This window comes from Methylobacterium tardum (genome assembly GCF_023546765.1).
In the GTDB taxonomy this organism is placed as follows: domain Bacteria; phylum Pseudomonadota; class Alphaproteobacteria; order Rhizobiales; family Beijerinckiaceae; genus Methylobacterium; species Methylobacterium tardum.
Map to the genome: position 1 here is coordinate 6,556,723 of NZ_CP097484.1, position 12,335 is coordinate 6,569,057.

General features: G+C 70.3%; 12 protein-coding genes. 4 read left to right on the forward strand and 8 right to left on the reverse strand.

The window, feature by feature from the left end:
- Positions 1 to 31: 31 nt before the first annotated feature.
- The 6 genes from M6G65_RS31435 to M6G65_RS31460 form a co-directional block, all read right to left on the reverse strand.
- Positions 32 to 733: a molybdate ABC transporter substrate-binding protein gene (locus M6G65_RS31435; protein ID WP_250103314.1), complete on the reverse strand. Its 702-nt coding sequence runs from the start codon at positions 731 to 733 to the stop codon at positions 32 to 34.
- A 236-nt stretch (positions 734 to 969) separates the two neighbouring features.
- Entirely contained in the window at positions 970 to 1,806 is an 837-nt protein-coding gene (locus M6G65_RS31440) for an NAD-dependent epimerase/dehydratase family protein (RefSeq protein WP_238194127.1), read from the reverse strand.
- 17 nt (positions 1,807 to 1,823) lie between these two features.
- Positions 1,824 to 3,119, reverse strand: coding sequence for an MFS transporter (locus M6G65_RS31445; protein ID WP_238194129.1), 1,296 nt, complete (start codon positions 3,117 to 3,119; stop codon positions 1,824 to 1,826).
- Entirely contained in the window at positions 3,092 to 3,295 is a 204-nt protein-coding gene (locus M6G65_RS31450) for a hypothetical protein (RefSeq protein WP_238194131.1), read from the reverse strand. Before M6G65_RS31450 ends, M6G65_RS31445 begins: the two co-directional genes overlap by 28 nt.
- 13 nt (positions 3,296 to 3,308) lie before the next feature.
- On the reverse strand, positions 3,309 to 4,379 hold the full coding sequence (locus M6G65_RS31455; protein WP_250103315.1) for a lactonase family protein: 1,071 nt from the start codon (positions 4,377 to 4,379) through the stop codon (positions 3,309 to 3,311).
- A 13-nt stretch (positions 4,380 to 4,392) separates the two neighbouring features.
- Positions 4,393 to 5,700 carry an alpha-hydroxy acid oxidase gene (locus tag M6G65_RS31460; protein ID WP_238194135.1) on the reverse strand — a complete coding sequence of 436 codons (1,308 nt, stop codon included), beginning with the start codon at positions 5,698 to 5,700 and terminating at the stop codon, positions 4,393 to 4,395.
- Between the two features lie 171 nt (positions 5,701 to 5,871).
- Between M6G65_RS31460 and M6G65_RS31465 the strand changes: the two genes are divergently transcribed.
- From M6G65_RS31465 to M6G65_RS31475, 3 genes are all read left to right on the forward strand, one after another.
- Positions 5,872 to 6,912, forward strand: coding sequence for a LacI family DNA-binding transcriptional regulator (locus tag M6G65_RS31465; protein WP_238194137.1), 1,041 nt, complete (start codon positions 5,872 to 5,874; stop codon positions 6,910 to 6,912).
- A 104-nt stretch (positions 6,913 to 7,016) separates the two neighbouring features.
- Positions 7,017 to 7,688 (forward strand): aspartate/glutamate racemase family protein, encoded by a 672-nt coding sequence (locus tag M6G65_RS31470; protein WP_250103316.1) that lies wholly within the window; start codon positions 7,017 to 7,019, stop codon positions 7,686 to 7,688.
- 3 nt (positions 7,689 to 7,691) lie between these two features.
- A complete protein-coding gene (locus M6G65_RS31475; protein ID WP_250103317.1) occupies positions 7,692 to 8,486 on the forward strand; it encodes a hydroxypyruvate isomerase family protein in 795 nt (264 codons plus the stop codon).
- A gap of 107 nt (positions 8,487 to 8,593) precedes the next feature.
- Here the strand turns inward: M6G65_RS31475 and M6G65_RS31480 are convergent, their stop codons facing one another.
- Both M6G65_RS31480 and M6G65_RS31485 read right to left on the reverse strand, forming a co-directional pair.
- Positions 8,594 to 9,625 (reverse strand): hydroxyacid dehydrogenase, encoded by a 1,032-nt coding sequence (locus M6G65_RS31480; RefSeq protein WP_238194143.1) that lies wholly within the window; start codon positions 9,623 to 9,625, stop codon positions 8,594 to 8,596.
- A gap of 4 nt (positions 9,626 to 9,629) precedes the next feature.
- On the reverse strand, positions 9,630 to 10,835 hold the full coding sequence (locus tag M6G65_RS31485) for an amino acid aminotransferase (protein ID WP_250103318.1): 1,206 nt from the start codon (positions 10,833 to 10,835) through the stop codon (positions 9,630 to 9,632).
- 255 nt (positions 10,836 to 11,090) lie between these two features.
- Between M6G65_RS31485 and M6G65_RS31490 the strand changes: the two genes are divergently transcribed.
- A complete protein-coding gene (locus M6G65_RS31490; RefSeq protein WP_238194147.1) occupies positions 11,091 to 12,230 on the forward strand; it encodes a branched-chain amino acid ABC transporter substrate-binding protein in 1,140 nt (379 codons plus the stop codon).
- The last annotated feature ends 105 nt before the right edge of the window (positions 12,231 to 12,335 follow it).

Consider the following 12,335-nt stretch of genomic DNA (forward strand, 5'->3'; position numbering starts at 1 on the left):
GACCGGTTTCGCCGGATCGTCGCCGCGCCGGTCAGAAGGCCGGTTCGAGGCCGCTGGTCCGGTAGGCCTCGGCGGCCTGCGGCGTGGTCAGGCCCGCGAGGAAGCGCGCGGCACCCGTGCGGTCGGTCGCGCCGCGCATGATCGCGGCCGAGAAGGTCGTCATCTCCTGCACGGGATCGGGGAGGGGGCCGACCACCTCGATGCCCGGCACGACCATCAGCTCGCTGATCTGCTGGACCGCGATGTCGGCCTCGCCGGAGACCAGCTTTTCGGCCGTGAAGCCCTGTGGGATGATGGTCGCCCGGGCGTTCACCGCCTCGGCGAGCCCGAGCCGCGGCAGGAGCCCCGCGAAGTAGATCCCGCTCGCGCCGGTGCGCGAGTAGGCGACGGAGCGCGCCTCGACCAGCGTCCGCTTGAGCGCCTCCACGGTCGAGATGTCCGGATGCTGGGACCCGGCCTTCACGGCGATGCCGTAGCGGGAGCGCACCGCGTCGACCCGGCTCTCCGCCTCGACTTTGCCCTCCGCGATCAGGCGGTCCATGGCGTCCGACAGGACGAGGATCGCGTCGGCGGTCGCGCCGGCCTCGATCTCCTTCATGATCACCGCGGTCGGCGCCCAGTGGATCGCCGCCCGACCACCGGCCGCCTCGAAGGCCGGCACCACGTGCGCGTCGAAGGCGCCCCGCACCACGAGGGCACATTTCAGTCGGGTTTCGGTCTGCTCGTCTGCCATATCGTGTCTCATCGTTTCATCTGAGAGCCGGTCGCCCCGACGTTCCGCCGGGTCGCACACGCGTGTCCTGGGTTTCCCGACCGCGATCTCGTCCCGCGGTGCCCGAGCGCCGTGGCGACTTCGAGGGAGGAGGCCAGAGAGCGCTGCGATCCCTGGAGCCCTCCTTCGAGGCCCGCTTCGCGGTCACGTCAGGATGAGGGCGGTGGAAGGGGATTGGCGGTTCGATCTTCCTGTCATCACCGCGGGGGTTCGCTGCGGGAATAGTCGAGGGCGGTGAAGCCGCCGCCCTGGTAGCGCTCGGCCACCGGGTTGCCGCTGGTCTTTCCCTCCAGCGCCGCCGCGTAGGAATCGGCGCTGTCCTGCGGCGCCCAGCCGATCGTCTCGCGGCCGTCCCGACGCCACCAAGTCATGCGGCTGTTCTTCGAGGCGCCCCAGATCACGGCCGTCCCGGACGGGCCGAGGGTCGGGGCCAGGGTGGCCCGCATGACCAGGCGGGTCATGTCGCCGTAGGAGAGCCACGTGGCGAGCATCCGCGCATCGGTCGGCTCGGGGAAGCAGGAGCCGATGCGCAGGAAGACGCTCTCGACGCCGTGCTTGTGGCGATACAGGCCGCCCATCATCTCGCCGTACGCCTTGGACAGGCCGTAATAGCCGTCCGGCGCCAGAGCGCAGTCGTCATCCAGCACCTCGGTCCGCTCGTGGAAGCCGATGGCGTGGTTCGAGGAGGCGAAGACCATCCGGGCACCCTCGCGGCGTGCGGCCTCGTAGGCGTGGTAGAGGCCGCGGATATTCGGGCCGATCACCGTCTCGAACGGGTGCTCCACCGAGATCCCGCCGAAATGGAGGATCGTGCCGCAGCCCTCCGCGAGCCGCAGGATCGCCGGCCCGTCCTCCAGGTCGGCGAGCTGGAAGCGCGCGCCCTCCGGCAGCTGGTCGGGGAAGGGGACGCGGTCCGTGAGCCGGAGGGTCCAGCCCTGCTCTCCGAGCGCCCGCGTGAGCACGCGCCCGAGGGCGCCCGAGGCGCCGGTCAGGAGGACGGGTTTCTGCGGGACGGTATCGGCGCGCGTGCTCATGGTCTGGCCCTCCGGAATCAGGCGGTCTTGGCGGCATTCAGGGGGTGCGCCGCTTCCGGAAGACGGGGGCGGCGCACGAAGATTGCCATGGCGACCACGCCGGCCGCGGCGATCAGGGCGGCGATGACGAAGGCGCTGGCGTAGCCGCCGAGATACTGGACGGCGAGCCCGGTCGCGGTCGGTCCGACGATGCCCGAGATGTTGCTGAGCAGGTGGATGAAGCCGCTCACCCCACCGACCCGCGCCTCCGGCACCAGCTCGTGGATCGTCGCCCAGCAGGACTGAACCGAGCTCGTCAGCATCAGGACGGCCAGCGCGATCAGCGCGACCGCGGCGGCGGCGTTCGGCGCGGCATTGACGGCGATCAGCGCCACGCCCGCGATGGCGAGCGGCACGATCGTGGTGAGCTTCCGGGCGGCCAGCTTGTCGCCCATGCGCTTGTAGAGGTGATCGGCGACGACGCCCCCGCCGACATAGCCGACGAAGCCGCAGGCCCACGGGATCGAGGCCACGAGCGCCATCTGCTGCACCGGCATGTGCAGGGCGTCGGTCAGGTAGCTCGGGAGCCACGAGAGGAAGATGTAGAGGGTGTAGTTCACCGCAAACATGCCGAGTCCCAGCGACAGGGTGCTGGGCAGGAACAGGTACTCCCGCAGGGACCGCGCGTGGTCGGACGGCGCGAGATGGGTCACGGCCCGGCTGCGCTCGACGAGGGCGATCTCCTCCGGGCCGACCCGCGGATTGTCCTGCGGCCGGTCGGTCATGAGGAGCCGCCACGCCACGACCCAGAGCAGGCCGACGGCGCCGATGGCGACGAACGCCACCCGCCAGCCGTACTGGATCGCCAGCAGGCCGACGACGGGAGCCGCGATGGCGCTGCCCACGGTCTGGCCCGAGAAGGTGAAGCCGATCGTCCGGGCGGTCTCCTCGCGGGGGAACCACGTGGTGATGGTCCGGTTCGTGGTCGAGTTCATCGGCCCCTCGGCGAAGCCGAACAGGGCGCGGACCACGAACATCTGGGCAAAGCCGGTCACCGCGCCGGTGAGCATGCACAGGATCGACCACGAGGCGGCGGCCCAGCTGTAGACGCTGCGCGGGCCGTAGCGGTCGGCGAGCTGGCCGCCCACGAAGGCGAAAATCGCGTAGCCGAAGAAGAAGGTGCTGAAGATCACCCCCAGCTCCGAGGGCGACAGGTTGAGGTCCTGCTTGACGAACGGCGCCGCAACGCCGAGCGCCGCGCGGTCCATGTAATTGATGATCCCCGCAATGAAGAGAAGGAACGCGATCAGAAACCTGTAGCGCTTGGCAAACATGGGATTTCCTCCGGGTAGATCATGTTTTTATTTTTATCTTGGTCGAACAGCTTTCGACCGATCTCTTGAAGCGCGCCGTCATCGCGCGCGGAGCGAAGCGCCCAGGGCAGCGCGACGACGGTGAGCTTCCTGCAACCCTGAATTGTCTTGCTTCGCGCGCAGGGATGACCGCGCATCCGGATGTCTCCGTCACAGGAACGCGATCGTGCAGGGGCTGAGGCTCGGGCGCGCGCCCGTCCGGGACAGGTCGCCGGTGTCGGGGTCGATAGTGAACTCGGCGAGGCTGTCGCCCTGCTCGTTGGCGACGAGCAGGTGCTTGCCGTCGGGTGCGAGCGTCATGAAGCGCGGGTCGCGGCCGCCGGACGGCGTCCAGCCGGTCGGGTCGAGCCGCTCGGCGGCGTCCTTCAGGCGGAAACGGGCGATGCCGTCCTGACCGCGGTTCGAAGTGTAGACGAAGCGCCCGCAGGGCGTGACCACGATCGCCGCCGCCGTGCTCGCGCCGAAGAAGTCCGGAGGCAGGGTCGGCACGAGATGCAGGGGGACGAGCGTCCCGGTCGCCTCGTTCCAGCGGCAGGTCGCGACGCTCGAGTCCAGTTCGTTGACCAGGAAGGCGAGGGGGCGGCCCGGGTGAAACCCGATGTGGCGCGGGCCGGCCCCGGGGCGCATCACCGTTTCCGATACGAGCGCGAGCCGGTCACCGTCGAGTCGCAGGACGAAGACGCGGTCGAGACCCTTGTCGGGGACGAGCACGTGGCTGCCGCCCGGCGACACGACCACGTGGTGCGGGTGGGCGCAGGCCTGCTCGGACCGATGCGGGCCGGGATCGCCCGGGAGCGGCAGGACGTGGCTCGCCGGTTCGAGTCCGCCGTCGGCGCGCACCGGCAGCAGTGCCACCGAGCCGCTGGCGTAATTGGCGACGATCAGGAAGCGCCCGCTCGGGTCGAGGGATTGATGCACGCTGTTGGTGCCGCCGGTTGCCGCGCTTCCGAGCGTGCGCAGGCTTCCGTCGGCCTCGGCCGCGAAGGCGCTCGCCGCCTCGCCGTCGCCCTGAACGGTGTACACCACGGCACGCGCCGGATCGGTCACAAGGAAGGACGGGTTCGTCAGCCCGTCCACCCGCCCGAGATGGGTCCAGCCCTCCAGGCTGGCGCCGGTGCGGTACACGTCGATGCCCTGTCCGCGCGCCCTGCGGCGCTCGGTGGTGAAACAGCCGACGAAGGCGAGACCGAGCGGGGCAGGGCGGAGCGCGGCATCGGGCATGGCGATCTCCGGCTCAGCCCCGACGCGGGACGCGGCGCAGGAACTCGGGATTGAGCTCCGACAGGCGGTTCACCCCGATCAGCGCCATGTCGCGGTTCAGTTCCTCCTTGAGGATCCGCATCGCGTGCTCGACGCCCGCGACCCCGCCCAAAGCTGCGGCGAACATGAAGGGTCGGCCGAGCAGGACGAAATCGGCGCCCAGCGCCAGCGCCTTCATCACGTCGGTGCCTCGGCGGATGCCGCTGTCGACGATGATCTTGAGGTCGCCCTTCCGGGCCGCGATCTCCGGCAGCACGTCGAGGGGCGCGACGGCGTAGTCCAGCTGCCGCCCGCCATGGGTCGAGAGGATCACGCCGTCGGCGCCGCATGCGCGGGCGATCTCGACATCTTCCGGGGCGAGCAGCCCCTTCACCAGCAGGTTGCCCGACCAGCGTTTGCGGATCGCCTCCAGGTTCTTCCACGAGAGCTGGTCACGGGCGATGGTGTTGCGCACCGCCCCTTGCGACATCATCGGCGGCCCGCGCTCGGCCTCGGTGTTCTCGAAATGCGGGGCGCCGTGCTTGAGGAAGGTCCGGGCCACGGTGCCGAGCAGCCAGCGCGGATGGGTCGCGCTCTGCCACGCGACCTTCGGCGTGACCTTGATCGGCATGGAGAAGCCGCTGCGGGTGTTGTGCTCGCGGTTGCCGAGCGTCGGCGTGTCGGCGGTCACCACGAAGGTACGGTAGCCGGTGGCTTCCACGCGGTTGAGCAGGCGGTCGATCCGGTTCTGGTCGCCCGGCAGGTAGCCCTGGAACCAGGCCTGCGGATTTTGGTCGTGGACATCCTCCAGCTTGATCAGCGACGAGGCGCTCAGGCACATCGGCACATTCATGCGCTTGGCCGCCTCGGCCAGGACGAGATCGCCCCGGTAGGCGATGAAGGCGGCCCCGCCGAGCGGTCCGATCCCGAAAGGCGCCGCGTAGGTCTGGCCGAACAGCTCGGTGGTGGTGTCGCGCGCCGAGGTATCGCGCATCAGCCGCGGCACGAGGGCGTAGTCGGCATAGGCGCCGCGGCTGTGCGCCAGGGCCGAGCCGGTCTCGACCCCGCCGGACACGTACTGGAAGATCATGGGCGGCAGCAGCCGCCGCGCGTGGCGCTCGAAATCGTCCAGCGCCAGCAGGTCGCGGAACCGGTAGGGCGTGACGGCGTCGCTGCGCTTGAGGCTGGTCACGATTGCCTGCGGCGCGGCGATGCCCGCGGCCGTGGCATCCGCCCCGCCTACCGTCGGCGCCTCGCGTTCCGGTGACCCCAGGCCGGAGGCCGGCCGGTCGAGCGTCGCCATCCGCTCCTCCCTGTAGACCGTCGCGCCGGACGGCTTTTGAAAGCGCTTTCAGATAGTCAGGCGGCGCGAGGGGTGTCAATATACTGCCTGTCCGAGTCGGCGCACACGCCAAGCAGCGGATCGAGGCATCGCGAGACAGGCGAGGCCGGGTATAGGGGGCGGTCGATTTCAGTGCTGGATCTGCCGGGGGAGACCCTCGAGCCACCGTCGCGCAGCCCGGTCGCGCGGGACGTGGCCCGCCGCGCCGGCGTCTCGACCGCCACCGTGTCCCGGGTGCTCAACGGCTCCGCTGGGGTCCGGGCTGACAAGCGCGAGGCGGTAATGCGCGCGGCGCAGGATCTCGGCTTCGTCGCGAACGGTGCGGCCCGGGCGCTCTCGACCCGCCGGTTCATGGCCGTGGGTGCGGTGGTCCCCAATATCGAGAACGAAGCCTTCGTGCGCGTCCTGTCGAGCTTCCAAGACCGGCTGCGGCAGGCGGGCTACACCCTGGTCGCCGCCAATGCCGGCTACGACCTGGAGGACGAATTGCGGGAGGCGACCTTCCTGCTGGAGCGGGGCGTCGACGGGCTGATGCTGGTCGGCGACATCCACCACCCGGACCTCTACGCCCGCATCGCCAGCACCGGCATTCCGATGGTGCAGACCTTCAGCCTGTCGCGGGAGCGCCCCTGCGTCGGGTTCGACAATGCCGCCTCGGCGGCCCGGGCGGCCAACTACCTGATGGACCTGGGTCATTCCCGGATCGGGGTGATCTCCGGCCTGCGCAAGGACAACGACCGCGGCGGGGCGCGGGTGAACGGCATCGCGCAGGCGCTTGCGGTCCGCGGCCTGCGGCTCGCGTCGGAGCACGATATCGAGATCTCCTACGGGATCGGCGGCGGCCGCGACGGCTTCCGTCAGATGCTGGCGAGCGGTCCGCCACCCACCGCGATCATCTGCGGCACCGACCAGATCGCCTTCGGCGCGATGATCGAAGCCCGGGCCCGCGGCCTCGCCATTCCGGGCGACCTGTCGGTGATCGGCCACAACGATTCCGATTTCGCGCCCTTCCTGGATCCGCCCCTGACCACAATCCGCATCCACTCCGCCGAGATCGGCCACGCCGCCGGCGATCACCTGATCGCCCGGATCCAAGGCCGCCCGGTGGTGCGCCTCACCGAGATCGATGCCGAACTGATCCTCCGCGCGAGCACGGCGCCGCCGCGGCGTTAGGCCTTCGGGACTAGCTTGCGTTATCTTGCTCCCTGTTTGAAATCGCTTACAAGTCGATCGATGACACTTCGGCCTGGGGCCGAACGCCCAACCTGAGACACAGCATGGCTCCCCGCATCGTTCTCCTGCATGCCACGCCGGTCGCCATGGCGCCGATCCAGGCGGCCTTCGCGGAAAACTGGCCCGAGGCCGAGACCGTCAACCTCCTCGGCGACGGCCTGTCGCTGGACCGGGCCAAGGAGCCGGGTGAGATCTCGGAGGGCATGATCGACCGCTTCGTGCGGTTCGGCCGCTACGGCCACGACATGGGCGCGGACGGCATCCTGATCACCTGCTCGGCCTTCGGTCCGGCGATCGACCGGCTGATCGAGACCGTGCCGATCCCGGTGCTCAAGCCCAACGAGGCGATGTTCCGCGCGGCGATCGCGCAGGGCCAGCGCATCGGCATGCTGGCCACCTTCGGCCCCTCCGTCGGCACGATGACCGACGAGTTCGAGGAGTTCGTCGGGCAGGCCGACCGGCCAGCGACCTTGCGCACGGTGCTGGTGGACGACGCCATGGCGCGCCTTCGGTCGGGTGATGCCGAGACGCACAATCGTCTCATCGCCGAGCGGGCGCCGGAACTCGCCGATTGCGACGCGATCATGCTGGCGCATTTCTCGACCTCCCGGGCGGCCGAGGCCGTGCGCAAGGCGGTGAATGTCCCGGTCCTGACCGCGCCCCACGCGGCAGTGGACCGGATGCGCGCGATGATCGAGACCGGCAGGAGTGCCTGATTCATGAAGCTCGGTGCCTACAAGGACCGCCTCAGCGGCCATTGCGGCTTCCTGTTCACGGAGCTGCCGCTCGCAGAGCGCTTCGCCGCCGCCGCCAAGGCCGGCTTCCGGGCGGTCGAACACCCGAACCTGTTCGCCACGCCGGCGCGGGAGGTGGCGGGCTGGCTCGAACGGGCGGGCGTGCCGCTGGTCCAGACGGGATTCCCGGCCGGCGACGCCTCCAAAGGCGAGAAGGGCTTCGCGGCCCTTCCGGACAAGGTCGACTATTACCGCTCCACCATCGAGCCGACCCTGGACTACGTCGCGCAGCTCGGCTGCCGCATGGTCCACCCGATGGCGGGCGTCCGACCCGCCGGGGTCGAGCAGGCGCGGCTCTGGGAGACCTATCTCGACAATCTCGCCTTCGCGGCCGATGCCGCCAAGGCACGCGGGATGACGGTCATCGTCGAGCCGATCGGCCCCGGCTCGATCGCCAATTACGTGATCGGCGACCCGCTGGTGGCCGTCGAGGCGATCCGGGCGATCGGGCGCGACAACGTCAAGCTGCTGTTCGACGCGTATCACTGCGTCTGCCTGGGCCACGACCCGGCGGCGCTGATCCGCGCGCACGCGCCGCTCATCGCCCATGTCCAGATCGCCGACGATCCCGGCCGCCACGAGCCCGGGACCGGGACGATCGCGTTCGACCCGATCTTCGCCGCGTTGGAGGAGGTCGGCTATGCCGGCTTCATCGGCTGCGAGTACCATCCGGCGGCCGGCACCGAGGCGGGGCTGGGCTGGATGCGGGCGGCGACGTAACAGCGAACCCCCGCCTAGCGAGCGTAGCGAAGCAATTCAGGGCAGCGCGACATCAGGAGCCGAGGCGCCGACTGGATTGCTTCGCTGCGCTCGCAAAGACGAGGGGCTCAGCCCAGCAAACGCGCCCGGCGCTCCAGCACCGCCGGCCAGACCTCCGGGTTGACCAGCCGCGGCGGCGTCACGCCGTTCAGAATGCCGATGATCTGCTCGGCCCCCCAGGCGGCCACGTTGCGGCGTGCCTCATGGGTGACACCGGCGGTGTGGTAGGTCGCCACCACGGTCTCGAGCTTGAGAAGCGCCGAGTCGAGTGGCGGCGGCTCCGGTGCCCAGACATCGAGGCCCGCCCCTGCGAGGTGCCCCGAGGTCAGAGCCTCGGCCAGCGCGGCCTCGTCGTGGACGCCGCCCCGGGCGGTGGTGATGAACAGCGCCCCGGGCTTCATCGCCGCGAAGGTTTTGGCGTCGAAGCTGCCGCGCGTGGTGTCGTCGAGCGGGCAGTGCAGGGACACGATGTCGGACTCGGCGAGCAGCCGATCCCGATCGACCGGCTCGGCGCCGCGCGCCCGGATCTCCTCGGCGGAGAGCAGCGGATCGTAGGCCAGGACCCGCATGTCGAAGCCGCGGGCGAGCTTGGCCACTGCTTTGCCGGTATGCCCGATCCCGACGAGCCCGAGGGTCGAACCGCCGATCTCGTGGCCCATCAGCGATTCCCGCGAGAAGCCGCGCTGGGTCCGGAGCAGGCGGTCGGACACGCAGATCTTGCGCGAGACGGCGAGCATCAGGCCGATCGCGAGCTCCGCGACCGACTGCGCGTTGCCGCCGACCTGGTTGACCACCGCGACGCCGGCCCGGGTGCAGGCGGCGGCGTCGACGGTGTCGAAGCCGGCACCGCCCGACGAGACGGCGAGCAGGTTCGGGCAGGAGGCGAGCAGATCGTCCGTGACGTGCCAACGGCGCGGCAGCTCGTCCCGCGCCGGCGAGACGTGGAAGACATGGGCTTGCTCGAGCAACGCCTGTAGCGCGCTGTCCGGACCCTGCAGGTCGCCGATCTGCAGGTCGATGTCGGGCTCGGCCCTCAGCCGCGTATCGAAGACCGGATTGATCCAGACGTTGAACCGGCAGACGCGCTTGAGAGCCGCCACGGCGTCAGCCCTTCACCACGGCGTCGATCGCGTCGATGACGTGATCGATGTTGTGGGTGTTGACCGCAGCCACGCAGATCCGGCCCGTCTCCAGCGCGTAGACCTCGTGTTCCTCGCGCAGGCGGGTGGCCTCCGCGGGGCTCAGGCCCGTGTAGGAGAACATGCCCTTCTGCGTCTTGATGGCGTCGAAGCCGCGCTCGGGGTGGCGCTGCTGCAGGCTGTCGGCCATCCGGTCGCGCATGGCGCGGATCCGGTCGCGCATCTCCGCGAGTTCGCGTTCCCAATCGGCGCGCAGCTCCGGATCGGTGAGGACGATCTCGGCGATGGCGGCGCCGTGGGTGTGCGGGTTCGAGTAGCTCGCCCGCACCAGCCGCTTGGCGAACGCCTCGACCTTCGCCTTCGCGGTCGGGTTCTCGGCAACGATGGTCAGCGCGCCGACGCGCTCGCCGTAGAGCGAGAACGACTTCGAGAACGAGGAGGCGACGAGGAATTCCTGACCCGACTCGGCGAACAGGCGCACCGGCTCGGCATCGGCGTCGAGGCCGTTGCCGAAGCCCTGATAGGCGATGTCGAGGAACGGGATGAGGCCGCGCTCGGCCATCAGGGGCACGAGGTCGCGCCACTCGTCGAGGCTGAGATCCGCGCCCGTCGGGTTGTGGCAGCAGGCATGCAGCACCACGATCGAGCCCTTCGGCAGATCCTGAAGATAGGCCTTCATGGCCGGGTAGTCGGCGCCGCCGGTCTCGGCCGAGAAGTAGGGGTAGTCGACCACGGTGAAGCCGGCCTGGCTGAACAGGGCCTTGTGGTTCTCCCAGCTCGGGTTGCTCACCGCGACGGTGGCGCCCGGGTACAGCTTGGCCAGCACGTCGGCGCCGGTCTTCAGCGCGCCGGTACCGCCGATGCTCTGCAGCGTCGCGACCCGGTTCTGCGACAGGATCGGCGCGCCCTTCCCGAACAGCAGCTCCTGGACCGCGTCACGGAACGGCTTGGTGCCCTCGATCGGCCGGTAGGTCTTCGGCAGGCCCTTCTCGATCCAGCGCTTCTCGGCGGTCTGCACGGCGCGCAGGCGCGGCACCTTGCCGTCCGCATCCGTGTAGACGCCAACGACGAGGTTGAGCTTTTTCGGGCTCGGGTCGGCGTTGAAGGCCTCGAACAGCCGCATGATCGGGTCGAGCGGCGCGTCCTGGATGCCGGCGAACAGCGAGGTCATGATCGTCAATCGTCCCAGAGGGTCTTCGAGTCAGGCCGCGAAGGGCGGTTCAGTCGACCGGCGAGGATCGGGCCGAGGGCCTTATTCCGCACATCGCCCGCGCGCGCCAGCGCTTCCGCGCGTATCTGCCTCCCGATCGGTTCAAGGATGCACATAATCCGGCAATTGACGACGGTCGTTGTCACGCATTGCGCATCCGCGGTCACACAAAGATCGGCCTTCCGGCGGCGCCGGACTCCGCCGTAAGGTGCCGGGATGCTGCGCTCTCTCGCCCTGGCCCTCGCGGGCCTCCTCGCCGTCGCGCCGGCCGCCGCACAGAATGCGGTGCGGATCGGGCTCTCGGCCCCGTTGACCGGCCCGGACGCCGTCTTCGGCCAGGGGCTCCGGCAGGGGGCTGAGCAGGCGGTGGCCGACCTGAACCGGGCCGCCGGCGGGCGCCCGCGCTGGGTTCTCGTTCCGGCCGACGACGCCGGCGATCCCAAGCAGGCGGTGGCGGTGGCCCGGAAGTTCTCCGCCGACGGGGTGCGTCTCGTGATCGGGCCGTTCGAATCCGGTGCGGTCGCGGCCGCCGCACCGGTCTACGAGGATGCCGGCGCCGTCGCGGTGACGACCGGCGCGACCTACACCCCGCTGACCAGCCGCGGCCTCTGGAACCTGTTCCGAATGGCGCCGAGTGATGCGCAGCAGGGCCGGGCCGCGGCGGCCTATCTCGCGAAGGCCTATGCCGGACGCCGTGTCGGCATCCTCAACGATCGCTCGACCTTCGGGCGCGGCCTCGCCGACGCCGTCTCGGCGCGGCTGAAGGAGAGCGGCGCGTCGGAGGTGCTGTTCGACGGGTTCGCGCGGGGCACGCGCGATCTCTCCGACCTCGTCGCCCGCCTGAAGGCTGCCCGGCTCGACGCCGTCTATTTCGGCGGACTCGCGCCTGAGGCCGCCGCGCTGCTGCGGGCGATGCGGGAGGCGGGCCTCGGCGCGGCCCTGGTGGCCAGCGACGGGATCCTCGACCCGAGCTTCCCGGCCGCCGCCGGAGTTGCCGCGGAGGGCACGGTGATGACGCTGCTCCCGGACCCGCCGCGCCTGCCCGATCCCCGCGGCGGCAAGCCCGCATCGCGGACGCCCGAGGCGGAGAGCGTGGCGGCCGGCGCCTACGCGGCGGTGGAGCTCCTGGCCCGGGCGACCGAGCAGGCCCATGCCGCGGATCCGAAGACGGGTCGGATCTCCGACAGTCGGAAGGTGGCCGAGATCCTGCGCGGCCCGCAGCCCGTGCGCACCGTTCTCGGTCCGATGAGCTTCGACGCCCGCGGGGATCGCACCGGCAACGCCGTGGCCCTGCGGATCTGGCGGCGGTCGCCGGACGGGCGCCTCGATTATGCCGGCAATGACATTGAGCCGTGAGGCGGCGTAATTCATGTCGATGACGGAACGGGTTCGGCGTCCGTGACTTGCGGGCCGTTCCCGCGGCGACTACATGCGAGCGGTGCTGCTGAGCTGGCGCGGTCG